Origin of the sequence: Rhodopseudomonas sp. AAP120, from assembly GCF_001295845.1 — a bacterium.
Lineage (GTDB): Bacteria > Pseudomonadota > Alphaproteobacteria > Rhizobiales > Xanthobacteraceae > Rhodopseudomonas.
This window is the reverse complement of record NZ_LJIC01000089.1, coordinates 1-16,467: the sequence shown is the minus strand read 5'-3', so window position 1 is coordinate 16,467 and position 16,467 is coordinate 1. Positions and strand designations below refer to the sequence as shown.

The following is a 16,467-nucleotide window of genomic DNA, read 5'->3' as shown; positions in this document are numbered from 1 at the left end:
ATCCGGTTGCTCCGCAAGTTCGGGGCATGCCGCGGCGAATTCCCGGCGGAGCATGTCTAGCGGGATACGCCTTCGTCCCGTTTTCTTGAGAGCGCGCACAAGGCGGCGCGCTGCCTCAGGCGGCACGTTCGCCCCCCTTCAGCAGATAGTCGCCGGAGCGCACGCGGATGTATTTCGGCTGCCCATCCAACAGGACGCGCTCGCCCTGCACCAAGCGCGTAATCGCGGGAAACATGTTGAGGACGTGCTTGTCCTCGCTGCACGTCGTCACGAATAGCTGAATGTCCAACAGGTCCGCCATCGTTTTCTGCAGAACAATGTGCTCCATCATGTTGGACATGCCGTACGTATTGTCGAGCATCAAGAAACCGCCCGAGGCTGCGTTCTTTCCGTCTGTACGCTCATCCATCGCCAGCTTCTGGATCACGGTATAGAGCATCATCGCAACGGTTACGCCCTCACCGCCCGACAGGCCCATACGGTCCACGCGCATATACGGCTGGATTGCATCCCGCTTGGGCTTGAGGATTTCGATCTCAAGCGCGCGACCAGCGTGTACACGGTTCAGCAATTCGGCAGCCAGAACGGCACCATCTGAGGGAACACGTCCGGTCTGTACCTGCTCGTCCAACCAGATCGAGAGCTGGTTGCGTACCATTTCGACTGGCACGTCACGCAGGCGCCGCTTGATCTTCAAAATGCGCTCGCCGCCGTAGAAGGCAATGTGGTCGGGAATCTTCGAACAGCGAGCGGCGCGCAGCAGGAGATCATCGGCGTGGATGACATGGAGCCGAAGCTGTTCCAGACACGCATTTTGATCCCGCATCTGGTTTTCTATTTCGCTGCGGACAATTCCGATGCGCTCGATAATACGCGCTTGAAGCGTCTCGCGCTCCGTTCCGGCCGAACGGTGCGAGTAACGGCGCAGGTGATCGGCCACTTGAGGTTCAAGGCGGCGGAAGCTTTCGCCTTCGATCAGTTGGCGAATTTGCTCGAAACATGCTTCGGCCTCGTCGTCCAGCCGGCTGATTGTGGCACGGGCCTCCCCGATCCGGCTGATAACCTGATCGAGCGCAGGCTCGAGCTCATCATGATTCAGGCTTAGGTCTGGCAATTCTTCCCGGCTCGCTTCAGGGAGGTGTCCCTCAGCCCGTTTGGCGAGCGCCTGGATGCCGCTCAGCTTGCCCTTGATGTCAGCATGGCGCGTGCGCAAACCCGAATGCTCGCGTTCCATGTTGCGAATTTCGATTTCGAGCGCCTCTCCCTGTTGCTCACGCAGAGCAGCTTCATTGGCGCACGTTTCGGCTGGCGCTTGCGCGAATTCCGGAACCGGAATGGGTTTCAGACCGCTTTTCTTTTCAGCACGCTCGATCTTCCCGCTGACAGGACCAAGCGCCGATTGCGCCGACGTTAGCGCCGCGTCTACCTGGACGACAGCCGCACGGCATTCCTGCTCATTCTGATCCGCTTCCTTGATCGCACGCGCAAGATCGGCAACGGCGCTAAACGGCTCAAGATCAGCGGGCTCCAATCCTTGGCTGGCCTGCGCGTATTCCTGTTCAAGTTTGAAAATGCTCTCTTTCACTGCCGAGAGCTGGAGCGAAACCGTCGCCTGTTGCGCGTCCCGCTTGCTGGCGAGGGCATGTTCAGCCGTTTTGTATTGGCTGCGCAAATCGTCAAACGTGCCCATTCGATCGGCGGCCGCACCGTCCGTTTCCGGGTAGTGTGCCTTGTCGGATCGTCGTGCGTTTGCATCGGCGCGAAGCGCTACCGCACGCCCCCCGTAGTCGGTCGCCGCCGCACGCGCTTTCACGGCAGCGGCGCGAGATTTCAGCGCGGCATCCTGTTCTTGCTGCTGTTCAGCAGTTGCCACCGGAATGCGCGCAGACATTTCGGAGATATCGACATACCGGCGTTTGAACTGATCGACAGCCTGTTTCGCCATTTTCAGCCGGCTGATTACATCGGCAAGCTCATGCAGACGGTCGCGGAATTGCGCACGCTCCTGCGCAATCGCCTTTTGCCGGGCGATGGCATCCTTGACCTGCTGATCCGCACGCTCCTTATCGGACTTAAACTGCTCGCAGCGGCGCAATATGTCGTCAGGGCGGTCATCGCGGTAGTTCTTGTGAAGCTCGCGGAGCTGATCGACGAGCGTGCCAATCGCCTCGATCTGTGCCACACAGGACACAAGCTCCGCTTCCTTGGCTGACAAAGCATCTGCAAGCCGAGACTTTTCTTCTGCAGCCGCCTGTTTGTTAACGCGCGCGGCGCTGAAGGGACCAAAGACGATTCCCGTTTCCGTGGCAGACGTGGCCGTGGTCTGCAGCGTCGCCTCTGAGACGACCACCGGGCCCTTGAGCTTCAGACGGCTATCACTTGCCAGCGTCGACAGGCGCTTGCGGTCAAGGCGCGCAACGAACACGCCGCCAAAGCATGCCGGATCATCGCGTAACAGCGCCAATGCTTCATCGGCATCCGGCTTGAACTGCGCCAGATAGTGTTCTGCCGGCTGCGCATCGGAAATACCGGCCTCCTTAAGAGCTCGGGCCACCAGAGCGACATCGGCCGGCACGGACGATACCCCTTCGGCGTCGAGAAAACTAAGCTCGCCTGCGATCGCCTCGCGCTCGGTCGCAAGCTTGCGGTGCATTTCTTCGGATAACGCCCGCGCGGCGCGCGCACGCTCCGGCAAATCCGGTCGATACGGGTCTTTGGATTCGCCAGCCAATATTGCGGCAAGCGCCGCGCTGCCAAGAATGGCCTGCTCCAAGCTCCGGCCGGCCTCGCCGAGCTTTGCGAGACGCACAGCCTCCTCTGCACAACGGCGCGAGTCCGCAAGCGCCGCAGTGCGGACGCCTTCGAGATCGCGCGCTTCCTTTTCTCGCTGCTCGTCTTGCAATTCGGTATCGGCGACAGCATCGCCTTGAACCTTTAACTCGCTATCGATGCGCGCCACCGCTGCGGCAGGACTTTCTGCCGCGCGAATGGCACCCTGGCGCTCAAGCTCCTTGCGCTCGCGGTCATGCTCCGCCACCCTCGCGGCGAGGCGTTCGACTTCGGCCTTCAGCTCCTGTGCGCGGCCGCTCGCCGCACGATCCTCCTCGGCGTGCGCTTCAGCCAGCTGATTTGCGTCACGGGAGCGCTGTTCGTAGATATCGGCATCGCGCTCGGCTTCGGCAGCCAGCTGATCCAGCAAGGCGTGAAGATTCGCTCCGGCGCGCGCAAGGAGTGCGCGGTCAGGAGCAAGATCCCGATCGATGCGGTCCAACTCCGCCTCGAAGGCTTCCCGCTGTCCCTGCGCCGACGATAATTTGCGACCGATATCGGTGGCGCGCGCCGATTGGAGTTTACGACCTGCAGCTGCTGAGCTGTCTTTTGCCCGTTCCACTGCCGCCTTGGCATCGCTAAATCGCCGGTCGGCAGCCGCCCTCTCCAGAAAGAGAACCTCCCCTTGGAGTTTGCGCTCGCGGGCGCGAGCGTCTTCAACACCCTGCCCCTTGATAGCCAATTCACCGCCGACGATCTCCCATTCCACTTCCAGCTTGGTCTGATCGATCTTGAAGCGGGAGAACAGACGGCCTAGCCGCTTGAAGTCGTCGGCACGTTCGGCTTCGGCGGTTTCCAGAGCCCCGGCGGCGGAAATGAACGGCGTGAAGCCGTCTGCAAGCTGCGTGAGAACCTTGAGCTGGTCCTTTCGCTGCGGCAGGCCGCGGATTTTCGCGAGTCCGGTCTCCAAGGCCTGCACGACACTGTCGGCAGCATCCGCCGGAATCATGAAAGCAAAAATCTTTTCGAGAAACTGCTGCTCGGACTTGAAATCGAGGAATGCCGCGCCGATGCCGCCCTCAGTGCCACAGAAGCGACGTTGCACTTCGATGACTTTCAGCTCCACCCCGAGTTCGGAGGTCAAATGCTTGCGCCACGCAGTGAGCGAGTCGGTGGAGAAGAATGTCGGCTTGCTGCGCATGTCGCGCGCCCAACGCGTGAAGTCATCGAGCGAGCGCAATGGCGTATCACCCGACAGCCCGCGGAAAGGCAACGTATCCAATGAGGTGTCAGCGTCGGCTTGTAAAGCGAAGAACCGCCGGTGTCCCGGTTCTCCGTCATCCCCCTTGGAGGCGGGCGTGAGCCAAAATACCTGGCCGATGACATGACGCACCGGTTTGTTGTTCACGCCGGGTTTGATCAGCTCGAGCGCGACCACGCCAAGTCGTCCCGGCATGAAATAATGCTCGATCCTGTGTTGGCGGTTGATTTCCGTGCGCAGAAACTTGCGACGATCCGGCTCAAAAATACTGAACAGGAGCGCGAGGATGGTGGTTTTTCCGACGCCGTTGGGCGCGTGAATAACGTGATGCAGTGCCGAACCGGTGGCATCTGTCGGCTTGATCAGAAGCTCCTCAAACACGCCATCGACATAACCGCAGGCGTCCAGATATGCGCGACTGATCTTAAGCATGAGCATTCTCCCTCGCCTCACTGGCGCCACGGGCCAGATCGAGAAGCGGCACAGCGGCATGCTCTGCGAGCATCATCCGAAAACGCGGCGTGGCAACGTAAAGATGGTTTCCGTCTTGACGCTCATCGACCGCCACGAATCCCGTTTCAAACAGATGATTGAGGACCAGCCCGACGAGCCCATGCAGGTGGCTGCGTGCCGTCCGTCGCGCATCCTCGACGATCTCGGGTAATGCCCGGATATATTGCCAGCCCTTGCGCCAGCGTGCGGCTGCCGCATCGCCGTTGCGATCCTGCGATTCCAACGCCTGACATAGCTTGGTCAGACGATCTCTGATCTCCGATAACGTCGCGCTAGGCGACATGATCTCATCGCTGTCGAGCACATCTTGTGCCGGATAAAAGGTCGCGCACGCAGCCACTAACACGAGCGCCACGACCGCAGCGTCATCATTGGAGACGTTCCGGCGGAAGCGCGAGATCGTATAAGCGAAGACGGATTCCATTTCCGTGCCCAGCACAATGCCCGTGCGCGCGCTCACACCGACCACCCGCAGCTTCAGACCTTCGGCGACGGACGCGACAATGGCTTTGAAGCCTCCGTCATCCATCCAACGGCGGACCAGATCGCGGTATTCTGGGTGCGCTTCGGGCAGCGCACGCGGATGCAAGCCCCACTCGACAAGCCTCGAGGCGTCTTTCACGTCATTCGGAAGCATGGACTCCTCCGCCCGTGGCGCGCGAGAATCTCACATCGGTGCCCTCAACGAACCCCGCATCGAAACGCGTGCTCAGAATCGACGCGCCGCCGGCAACGTCTGTCGTGCGCGGATCGATTGCCTGTTCCAGGATAAGAAAAAGACAGCGTTGAAAGGCCGCATCATCAGGGCGGTCCAACGACGCCTGCGACAAAATCTCACCGAGAGTGATAGCTCCCGTTGCGAGAATGGTCGCGCGTGCAAATTGCTCAGCTCGCGCGATGGTTGCCTCGTCGAATGGCAATTCCAGCCCCACGGTGGGATCATCAAATTCAACGGTCGGATCGAAGACGTCCGCCTCTTCAACGTCCGGCTCGAATGCGGCGATCGCGGCTGCGATGTCGAGGACAAGCGGCGGCAGCGTCCCGGAAATCGCGCCAAAGACACCGGATGTATTCTCAATCAAGAAGTTCGCCGGAGCCCGCAACAAAGGATCGAGAATCTCATTTTCGAGATCTGGCAATCGCGCCAAGGGCCGCAGCTTGAGGGTGTCAGCCTGGAGGTGCAAATATTCTTCGGCCGTCTTCTGCACCACGACGATGAGCTTGCGGTGACGCGTTTGCACATCGAGCAATAGCGTGCGGATACGCGAGAGGTGGCGGCGATCCGTCTCGTCCGTCACGTCAGCCACCGTGTCACTCAGTTGGGCGAGCATGGCGCCCTCGCGCATGATGGACGCATCCAGCAGACTGCGCGCCTCCTCCATCTTCGGGCCAAGTTCCTCGTGCCACATCACCTTGAGGATGGCGCGGCGTGCTTCCGCCATAAGCAACCGGATCGCTTCGGCAAGACGAATGCTGTTGGTTCTGGTCCGTTCGGCTGCGGACACCGCATGATCGTAGAGGCCCCGCTTGAGAAACTCTCCAACGATGATCTCGCTGACCTGCGTCGCGGTCAGTGGATCGTGCGCCAACAAGCTGAGATGGATTTCAATCGCTTCCTGGGTCAGCCGGTAACCCACCGTCCCGTCCGGGAGCGGCTCAGCCCGCAGCAATGCGAATTCGAAAAAAAACCCATCAGGCTGATCTGGATCAAACAAACGGACCTTGAAGCGCGCGCGGCGGTCGCGAGCGTTGGTCAAGCCGTCGAACACATGCTCTGCCAGCGCGGTGGCATCCGAGTCAGAGAGATTTCGCGACTGAAGCCGCGCCAAATCCGCAAGATATTCAATCAGTTCTGCGCGGCCCGCCGTGCCGCCGGCGCCCATCCGGTCGATCAGCAATTCGATGGCGGCAAGCGCCAGATAGCGCATGTCTACGCGCTCCGCCGCCTTGGCGGAGACGTGCAGCATTCCCTTGTTGTCTTCGGCCCGCTGCAGGGGCGCAATCAAAGACAGCGCGCGCAGATGGCTGGTCAGGCGCGGTGCAGCATCGGCGGACATGAAACGCTGGTCGGACATGGACGCAATCGATTTGTCTGTGGATTGCCCCTGCAGGCATTACGGAGTGCAACTTTTAATGCGCTTTTCCCCCAGTGAGCACACACTAAGATTGAGGCGGGGTCTACCCGCACGAAATCAGGCGTTCTGGCTTGTCCCCGGAACCCAAAATATGGAACAATTAGAGAACAAATGCAACGGGACAGCCGCCGCGGGCCGTGGCGGTCGTTCCCCTCGAACGGCGCAAATGCACCGCTTCTCCGGAGGCGGGCATTCAGCCCATTGGCGCGATAGCTTTCCTCCGGCCACTAGCAAATTCGGTTACTTATCCTTTTGGGCCTTCATCAGGTAGTCCGCCCCCCAGGTCATCGTCCTTCTCCCGGTCTGCAATTTGCGACCGGCCAACCATGGAGACCAACGATGACGTACACTCAGCAGCTTTCGACCGCACAGAACCATTCAAACATAAGGATTTGGACGTATGGAGAACTTCCCTTACCGGACTGGATACCACAGCATATGGTGGGAGGAATCGAGCCGAACGGAACGTTTATGCTCACAACAGAGCTCGGTCGCGCTCGTGTCCATCCCGGAAACGTCATCATAGAACGTTACGGTGTCGTATGGGTCCGCCCGACTGAAGAGGCCTCCGACTTTGTAGATGAGCTCAAGATAGATACAGAGCCACCAATCGCGAATGTCGGCCCTGGGAAGGCGCGCCAGTTTGGAGCAGGCGGTCGTACAAAAAGCAAAACAACGAAGACTGCTTCCAAGGCAGTAGACCACCACCCACGTTATTTGCCTCCCATCGGTTCCCAACCGTCCATCGAGTGGATTCACCTGAACCGTCTCTCGGTAGACGAAGTTTACCAAAGGTCTACTGACAACGAAGCCTCGCGGAGGCTGATTGCGAGCATCGCAGCCAAATTCGATTGGCGCCTGTGTGGCCCCCTGGTCGTTTCCCGACGTACCGACGACACACTTACGATTATTGACGGTCAACACCGATGGATGGCTGCCTCCAGAAGAAGTGATATTCCGCAGCTTCCCTGCTGCGTCTTCAGATACGAAAGCATCGAAGAGGAGGCGCGGATGTTCATACTCGCCAACAGAGCGAGGAAACCCATGAACCGCCTGGATGACTATTTCGCAGCTCTTGCCGCAGCAGATGAGGACGCTCTGGAAATTCAGCAGCTCGTTGTGGACGCTGGGTTGCGGGTGGCGCGAAATACGTCATCAGCCGCCTGGGCCTCAGGCGAGATCGCTTTCACTGCGGCCATTGCAACCTCGATCCGAAAATTTGGACCAGCGATTACCTCAGCTGTACTCACGAATATGGCTGTGGCTTTCCCAGAGCAGAAGCTGCGCCATGGCGGCGCGATTTTCGGCGGGCTCGTTCGGATTATGTCGCGTCCCGAGCCTGACTTCGATCCTGATCGTCTCGTGAAAGCCCTTCAAACAAAATCAGCCGATGAGTGGGGAGCCTATGTCGTCGGGTTAAAGGGCGGTGATACGCGGGCCATGGCCCTCCGCGAGGCCATAATGAGTGCCTACGATAAAGAAAGCTCGGACGTAGAAGCATAAAATAAAGTAGACCTCTTAGAATAACTATCTGCGCAACAGGAGCGCTTCGGTTAACGCCGAAGCGCTCGCGACATCACGGTACCCGTTGGCGATACCAAGTCGGGCGCTTTAAGATTCGACTGAAAAAACTGGCCGTGCGACGGTGAATCCGATCACGCGAAAGCAACCAAAAAAAGACCATCAGCATCGATAACGCATCTGCATTGACACTCGCCGGCGAACACAACGTATGGCCCTCAGCGTGCATTTTTGCATGTCAGCGTAGTTTACCCATCATCCCCGATCGCGAATGACGCTCAGTCATATCTGATGGCGACGGCGCAAGACGATCCGGATGTGCCTGTCGCCCAATACGCGTGCCGGCTTCACATCGCTAAGCGACCTTAATTGTCTTAACGCCGGCCTTGCTTAAAAGCTGATACAGGACAGCTATCTTACTGCGGTCGCCGCGCTGCGCACAATATGAAAACAGCACACGTTGCTTCGCTCGGGTGAACGCTACGAAAAACCCTGCCGTGGCCTCGATCTTGTCGTTCGCGAAGCTCCACCACGCCTGGTCATCAAGACCAACGAAAATGACCGTGTGATACTCCAAGCCTTTGCTCTTGTGGATCGTCATCAGCGGCACAGTGTGCACGCCTTCGTATTCATCGAGAGCTTCGGTCCAGTTCGCGGCGGAACTTGAACTTGCCTCCAAATGCAGTGCCGCTGCATCGCTGACTTTGTCGAACCAATCTCCCTGACGATATGCGGGAGACGCGGCAAGGATGTTCGCCCTCCCGATGAAGGCGATCAGCGACTGAACAATCTTCTTTGCGTCAGCCTGGCTAGTCACCGGGACCGGATAGGTCTTCCTGAAGTCCGCTTCGAAGGCATTAAGCCGTTTGACCAACTTAGCTCGTCCCGCATCATCATCGAGCGCGAGGCCGTTGAGCGTACACATCATGTCGAGGCAAGCCGTCCAATGCCGCCCCGCGCGCACCGTGGTAAACAGGCGCAGAAGCACGATGAGGAATTCGGAGAGGTCTTCGACGAGCAGTTCCTGCATCGTCACCTCGCCGACCTGTTCGACCTCGTTTCGAAGTGGCAGCTTTTTCTTCGCGAAAGCTGGCTCCAGCACCTTCATATAGTCGCCGGCCTTCTGACGAATGAGAATGCAGAAGTCGCGGGGCGTTAGCTTGTGCTCCGCCATCTGTTTGCCCACAAACTCTGCAAGGCGATCAGCCTCCACGGCCGGTGTAGAGAAGTCCCAAACGGCGCAGCTGTCGCCAGACACCGTCCCTTTTGTCTTCGACACCGGCGTTGACGACTTGGCGTCAAGCGCTTTCGCAAGCACGTCCTGAATAGCGACGAGGTCCGGCGAGGAACGGTAGTTGTTGAGCAGCGGCGTGCGCTTTGCCTTGAATTCGGTCTCGAATGGCGTGAACGGGTCGTCCATCGCCAAGGCCCACCGCATGATCTGCTGCTTGTTATCTCCGACCGCTGTGACCACGGTATCGGAGCCTAGAAAGATCGCCTTCGCGAGGTCGTACTGCGATTGGGTCGTATCCTGAAATTCGTCCATGAAGAGATGAGAATAGGTCAGCTGCAAGGCGTGACCGACCATAGGATTGCTCGAAATCAGCAGTCCCGCCAATCGGCTGAGCATCGGGAAAGTCAGCGACGATCCGCCTGGATCGTGTAGCCATGACTGCCAGAATTGGTCGGCAGCCCATTCTCCGGGAGATGTGATGGTCGGGGCGCCCTCGGGCAGAGGCGTCCCGAATAGCCAGCGACGCTGGAAGTCCTTCGAGTGGATCGCCATGACATCGGCCCGGCTCCCGATCGCCTTTGGCGGCGGCGACAAAAAGCGCAGGAACTCGTCGAACGTCCGATCATACGCATCGACGACAACCTTGTAATCGGGGCACGGTCGCCATCGCTCGGGCAGCGCCTGTCCGAACCGGTCGATGAGACTTTTTGCGAAAGCGTCAAAGGTCAACGAGTCGAAGCGATAGGCGTGATCGGGATGGCAGCGGCTCTTCACGCGCGCTGCCAGATTGGAGGCGGCGTCGCGCTTATAGCTGATGGCAAGAATTCGCTTCGGCGGTGGTGCGATGCCGCACTGGAGCAAGTATGATGCCCGCTGAGCCAAAAGTTCTGTCTTGCCTGAGCCCGGTCCGGCAATAACGCACCGATTATCGGTTGAGTGAACAACGTCGAGCGCATTCAGTTCGAGCGCATCGACGTCGATCGGCTTCCATTGGTCGGGCTGCACCCGGCGGCTGACGAGCGTCATGACTAGTCCCGGTTCAGGTTTTCGTCGATGTGTTTGATGAGCCGTCGGTAGACGTCCGGCATTCCTTTCTTGAGTGCCTTATCGTCAAGATGTGCCAGAACTTCGATGTGCGTTGCGGGCTTGCTGCGTGTCAGAAAGTGATACCGGTATGCGGGCATGTGGGCTTTGTAGCCAGCAAATTCGGCCGCCTTGTACTCTGCGATCCCGTTTCCGCCCTTGCCGAGCACCACTTCCACCGCCTCGTCCGGCGTAAGTGAGGGGCCGCCCCCTTTGGCGATGATTGCCTTGTACGCGTCCGGGAACGCCGAGAGCATCTCCATGTCGAGATCGAGCGGAGCGGAGTAGAAGACTCCGTATGGCTCCAAGAAATTCACCCAGGTTTTCAGCGTGCTCCAATCAGACGAGTCCCAGCCCTTCATCTTATCTGGATCGACAACAAAATCCTTTCCCTTCAGCAACGTATCTTGGTCTTCTCCGCGAGCGACGAGCTCCTTTAGCGAGTTCGACACCCGCCCGTAGCCACCGTCCTTACGGCCCAGATCGAGATCAAGGAGCGTCGCATGGGGAATCGATAAATTGTTCAATAACTTCCAGAAATACTGAACATGGCGGCCGCCGATGGGCACGATGGCCACAAAGGAAGGGTCGAGCGTGAGCCCTTCCGCCTGCGCGAGCCGGGGAATGACGATGCGTTCGGAATCACCTTCGACGAGGACGACGAAGCGCGCGAAGTAGAGTTCCGGAAACGCTAAGAGCGCTCCCCGGATGAATTTAGCCGCCTCAGTCGCGCCGGAGGGAAGCTCGATCGTGCGCAAAGTTGAAGCACGCGTATCTTGATCACATCGGCAATAGCGGACCTCTGTCGGTTCAATACGGCTGAGCACCGATGGTGAATGGCTTGTAATGAGCGCCTGCGCCGCATTTCCGCCGACTATGGAGCGGACCTGCTTGACGATGCGTGAAAGGTAGTATGGTGATAGGTGGTTCTCCGGCTCCTCGAGGCCGAAGATGCTCAAAGCAGGAATGCGCAACTCTTCCGCGCGGAATCCCTCGATCTTGGTGGCCACAGCATCGCGCTCTAAATCGAAGACCGCGGCGGCGAGAGCGAAATAGAAGAGTGATTGTTGACCGTCGCTCAGCACATCCAGGCCGCGCTCGATCTTTGCTGGCCCGTGCTGAAACATCACTTGTATATGCGCAACGACCTCTTCGAACCGTTTGCTGACGAGTGTGAGGCCTGGATCGGTGTCCGTCTCCTCGTCGTGCAATTCCTTCCATCGCACGTTGAGCGCTTTGCTTATCGCATCGATGGCGGCTTCGCCGCCGAAGGCATCAGAGAGCTTCTTTGTCGCGTCATCGACAGCTTTACGCGTGCCTTTCGACCACTCGATCGCTTTGATGAGGCGAGCGGCAAGCGCGCCGGTAGTGGCGCGGATTTGTGTGGCCGCGTCGCGCGAGGCCGGCGTGTAGTAGAACTGGATAAGCCCGCGGTCGGCTGGTGAGACAGTGTGTTTGTCGTCCGCCTCGACCTTCTCTTTGAGATGATCGACCCAAAACAGTTCTTGCGTAACCTCTCCTTCCGCCGTGCCGTCGTCCTGCCAGCGAGCTTCCAACCGCAGGCGGCAAGCAGGTACCTTCTTCGGTCCTTCGAGCTGCTGATGCCGAAACGTCGGGGCAACGGCCTCTGCAGTCGCTGAACCGTCTTTCAGTTCGGGAAGCGTGATGACAACGTCGATGAACAGGTCCCGTGTCGTCCGATCGTCAGGCGCTACGTCTTTTGGCAAATGGAAATCGGATCGGTGGAGCGTGCGCTGCGCTCGGGTTACGCCGAACATTTTGGCGAGCGCCTGAAGCAGCGCCGTCTTGCCGGATGCATTCGGTCCAACGATGGTCGTCAGATCGCCTGCCAGGGACACGCGCTGGGGCGTTGGCCCGAAGGAGCGAAACCCTGAGATCGAGATTGATTGGATACGCACTGCCCCCCGGCGTTGAAACGTCTGTCTTTTACTCGTTCTCCGCCGCGCGAGTTGCGGCGCCAACTGTTTTCGGATAGACTCCTCAACCCGCTGGCCGCTAAAGACCTTGCGGACATACAACTGCTTTTACGCACAGTTGGGCTCCACTCGCCTCTACATCACGCTCAAGAGCCGTCGGATTCTGACAGCGCTTCTCGGGGTCGTACACCAGGCAGATAAGCGTCTCCACGCCCGGCACGGTCCGATAACGGTTAGCGTCGATGATCAGCTGGTTTGCGACTTCCTTTTGCCCGAGAGACGCGCGCGTCATTTTCGCCTCGACGACGACGCGCTCTTTGGGCAGGTGGAAATCAACCCGCGAGGACGACCCCGCATAGCTTGGCGTATGTTCTTCGGGCCTCACATCATCGAAATGCAGCTTGAGGATGGCGTGCAACAAGTCCTGAACGTCGTACTCGTCCTTGATCTCAAACGGTGCGCGATGCTGCTGACGGCTGCGCAACCGCTCGGCGAAGAGCGGAAAGCGCCGGCACAGCGCAACAATCTGGTCCACGGCATTGTCGGGCGAGCTGAGACTGATGCGGTCAGATACCCGGTTGACCAGAATGAGAAGCGCGGCAGCTTCTGCTTCGTCGTTGATGCTCACCGCGCCGGAAAGCAGACGCTTCAGGAGATCTTGTTCAAGATCGCCCACCACCGCGCCGCCGGGAAGCCCAATGGCGAAATCGATGCAGGCGGCGACGATGACCTCATGCGTCGGCAACCCGCTGATGGCGACTGCCGGTACGACGACGCTTTTGGCCTTTTCTTTATCCAGAAGGTGCAGTGCAGATAGCGCGGCAAACCGTGACACGTTCGTCTTGAACTGGCCTTGCGAAAATCCACGCAAGATTATTCCGGCCAGCCACTCCCGGTGTTCCGTTGGCACTTTTTCGGAACAGAGGCCGAAGCTCACGCCAAGAATTTCCACGGGATTGAAGATAAAGGAATTGCGGTCTGCGGGATAAATCTCCCTGCCCCGCAGATGCTCGATCTCGTCTACCCAGAGCGCGACCGTCTCCGCGGGCGCGAGATCGATGACATAGCCGTATGCCGACAGTTCCGGTGTTCGGCGCAACAGCGCTGCAGTTGAGTTTGTCACCGGGCGATCAAACGGTCCACCCGAAAGCGTCGCGTCTCTTTGCAATATCTTGGATGCAAGACCCGCCGCAGCGGTCGGCCAGGAACCGGAGCCCCGCAAAATGCGGTTGGCCTCATCCTGAACAGCCGCCGTGATGCTGAGAACGACGCCGTTCATAGGAACCACCGGCTCCATTTCAGCTTCACCGATAGCGCCGTGGTCGAGAAATCCGGCACATCCTTGAGTCGGCCGAGGAGTTCGGCGATGCGTTCGGAGTAAAAGATCGTCACAGGGGTGCGTGCCGGCAACGTCGACCGCCATGACAGACTCGTGAACTTCAGCGTCTGCTCGGCAATGTAGTCTATATCCTTGAAGGTCGAGTCCGGGTGCAGGCTGATCAGCAATGGTGCAGGCAGGGGTGAATTGGCCCGCTTGATCAGCTTGTGCGAGTTGGTGGCGAGCAGACGCGTCGACTTGCCTATGCGCGCGATGGTGCCGCGCATCGGGGCGAACTCGCCCTTCATGATATCGCTGTCGCGTTTGATCGGTTCACCTTTCTCCGCGCGGTCCATGATGATGAACGGATGATCGTGCGAGACGGCAACGAATGCCATCTGAAGCACCTGTTCTGCGCCAATCTCGCGCACGCAGGCAAAGACGATCTTGCCGACATCCACGCGCTTGAGCGGCCGATGGGCGTGGAAGATCACCCGCACCGTGTCTCCTGGCCGCCAATTGTTCCGCGTCTTCAGTTCGCGAAGCACCGACAGCATGGATTCCCGCACCATCTTCGGATAGTCGGCGTAACTGCACTCCTTCGACACGTTGCCGAGAAGATAGGTGCCGTCCCCGCTGAAGACGGTCGTAATACCGACGAATCGTTGACGGTCTTCGAAGCGGCTTCCGGAAAATTCCGCAAAGCCCATGCCGACAACCAGTTCGTCGCTGATCGCCTTGTCCTGGTTTACGGTCCATGGGGTCCCGTTTAGCTTCGCGTAAACGGAGACCGCAAAATTCTGAAGCGTGTATTGCAGGTTGCCCGGCATCTGCGTGACGGTCGGCATGCGGACCTCTTGCGCAGGAATCCCGAGCGTCAACAGCAGGGCCTTAGTTCGCAGATACGGATTCTGAAGTCCCTTCAGGTGGGCGTGCTCTTCGAAAAGAACAACGATCGCGCCCTGCACATCTTCGACGGCGGACAAGCGGTTTTCAATGGCGCTGCGATAGGCAGCCTCCGAGCCGGCCCTGTCCGATACTTGAACCTGAACCGGGCACATTACGAACTCGAGGTTCACGAGCCCGAACAGGTCCCTGAAACCCCGAGCGAAGCCGCGGTGATTAGCCCCAAGCCCGTCGCGGAACGCGCGCAGGAACGCCTCCACCTTCCCCTGTGTCGAGGCTGGAAATACGACCAGAAGGCGCGGCGACTTATTCGCGAAGGTAGTCCGGTCGAATGGCCCGAACTGCGTAAGCCCCGGCCAGGCAAACGCGCTGCTCTGCGCTCCCGTCCGGTCAAAGACGTAATCAACGGGCGGAGCCACATAGACAGTCTCCGACGTGTCACTGTTGGCGAGTACGATGCGGTCACCGATCTTCGCCTCCTGCCCGAGCGCGATTGGAAGCTTTGTTCGGGAAAGCAGCGTTCCGAGTTTGGCCACGACCTCATCGAACTCAGGCCCCAACAGGTAACCGGCCTGCTCGTCGTCGAGCGCGACCATCAAGGACCGATACTGGCCCGGCCCGAGGATAGTGGTCAGGCAGCGTGCAACGCCTTCCTTCGACCCTTCCAGCTTGACCTGTTCGGTCTCTATCGACGACGCGCCGTCGGTACTTTCAGAGAGGTAAGTGACATTGCCTTCGACACGCGCGATACGGCCGACGAGACGGCGCTTGCCCGGCTCGTGTTGCCGCCGGACTACATGGAGCCCCGTGAGATCGATATTGGCCTTCTGAAGCTCATTCAAAGGTGCCGAAATATCGAACTGCATTTCAACGTTGATGAAGATGCCGAGCTTCGATTGCCCGTCAACCGGCTCATAGGTCTTTGGGTTCAGTATGAAGCGCGGAGTGACCGTGAACTGATCGATGAGCGGATGGTTGATGCGTGCTTTTTCGGCGGCTGGTTCGATGAGCTCGGTGTGTTGCGCAAGGAATGTGAAAGGCCGCCGCCGGATGGGATTATACTTCGGTAGCGCGACCCCGATGACATCTTCGACGCGCGAGCGCAGGAGCCATCCGTACTGCGCAGCTGAAGCTGACAGTTGCTCGCCGTCAACGTTCGGGCCGCCGGCGCGCAGACGCAAATGGTAAAGCTTGCCCCCCGCCCAGTGTACAAACCAGAATCCCTGCAGCCGCTCGCGCTCCGCCTTTACTTCGGAGGGGCTTGGCATTTCACGGACTACGAGTTCGATGAGGTCCGGGGTTTCAACGACAAAGCCGTTGGTGATGAGCGCTCGGGATCGACGGGTCGTGTGAACCATTGGTTTCTCAAGAACGCAAAATCTGGAATCTAGCGGCAATCCCCAATGGCGGAAAGGAACTCTCTTCCACCAGAAGTAAGCCTTTGACAGGGTTGGATTTCTTGGATCCAACAAAGTTCCATTGGCGGGACGCTCGTACAGGCCAAGCCAGCGAATCACGGCGTTAGCGGTGTGTGCGGAAAGCCACTGTCGCCGCAATCGCCGACGTTCGGAATCTCCCGGGTCGACGCCGCCGCGATGGCGGTAAAATAAAACCTTCTCGCTCTGCTGGGGCCGCAGCCTTGAGGGTCTGGAAAAATTGTAATCTTCGTGCTACATATTCACTCAATTTGTAGTGCGAAGGTGTCAAAGTGCCCACTCCACACAACCCTCCCGCTGCGGTGCGGCGGGCACTGCGTAAGCTTGGGTCGGACATCCACGATGCCCGTCGGC

8 protein-coding genes are annotated in these 16,467 nt (G+C 59.0%); 1 reads left to right on the top strand and 7 read right to left on the bottom strand.

Features of this window, described 5'->3' with window-relative positions; all coding sequences use genetic code 11:
* Positions 1 to 115: 115 nt before the first annotated feature.
* The 3 genes from IP86_RS14600 to IP86_RS14590 are packed head-to-tail and all read right to left on the bottom strand — an operon-like array spanning position 116 to position 6,618.
* The gene (locus tag IP86_RS14600; RefSeq protein ID WP_156332514.1) at positions 116 to 4,462 is read right to left on the bottom strand and encodes a coiled-coil domain-containing protein; all 4,347 of its coding nucleotides are present in this window, start codon (positions 4,460 to 4,462) and stop codon (positions 116 to 118) included.
* Positions 4,455 to 5,180: a hypothetical protein gene (locus tag IP86_RS14595; RefSeq protein ID WP_054163262.1), complete on the bottom strand. Its 726-nt coding sequence runs from the start codon at positions 5,178 to 5,180 to the stop codon at positions 4,455 to 4,457. The genes IP86_RS14600 and IP86_RS14595 overlap by 8 nt, the downstream gene beginning before the upstream one ends.
* Entirely contained in the window at positions 5,167 to 6,618 is a 1,452-nt protein-coding gene (locus IP86_RS14590) for a hypothetical protein (RefSeq protein ID WP_054163261.1), read from the bottom strand. Before IP86_RS14590 ends, IP86_RS14595 begins: the two co-directional genes overlap by 14 nt.
* Positions 6,619 to 7,017: 399 nt before the next feature.
* Here IP86_RS14590 and IP86_RS28070 point away from each other — a divergent pair, with 399 nt between their 5' ends.
* Positions 7,018 to 8,181 (top strand): DUF6551 family protein, encoded by a 1,164-nt coding sequence (locus IP86_RS28070; protein WP_082364013.1) that lies wholly within the window; start codon positions 7,018 to 7,020, stop codon positions 8,179 to 8,181.
* A gap of 373 nt (positions 8,182 to 8,554) precedes the next feature.
* On the opposite strand, the gene IP86_RS14580 is transcribed toward IP86_RS28070, so the two are convergent.
* The 4 genes from IP86_RS14580 to ago all read right to left on the bottom strand — a co-directional run bounded on the left by IP86_RS14580 (position 8,555) and on the right by ago (position 16,035).
* On the bottom strand, positions 8,555 to 10,459 hold the full coding sequence (locus IP86_RS14580) for a UvrD-helicase domain-containing protein (RefSeq protein ID WP_054163260.1): 1,905 nt from the start codon (positions 10,457 to 10,459) through the stop codon (positions 8,555 to 8,557).
* A gap of 2 nt (positions 10,460 to 10,461) precedes the next feature.
* Complete coding sequence (locus tag IP86_RS14575; protein ID WP_054163259.1) at positions 10,462 to 12,435, bottom strand: ATP-dependent nuclease; 1,974 nt, start codon at positions 12,433 to 12,435, stop codon at positions 10,462 to 10,464.
* Positions 12,436 to 12,532: 97 nt separating this feature from the next.
* Positions 12,533 to 13,732: a PD-(D/E)XK nuclease domain-containing protein gene (locus tag IP86_RS14570; RefSeq protein WP_156332513.1), complete on the bottom strand. Its 1,200-nt coding sequence runs from the start codon at positions 13,730 to 13,732 to the stop codon at positions 12,533 to 12,535.
* A complete protein-coding gene (gene ago, locus IP86_RS14565; protein WP_054163257.1) occupies positions 13,729 to 16,035 on the bottom strand; it encodes a protein argonaute in 2,307 nt (768 codons plus the stop codon). The genes IP86_RS14570 and ago overlap by 4 nt, the downstream gene beginning before the upstream one ends.
* Positions 16,036 to 16,467 lie beyond the last annotated feature (432 nt).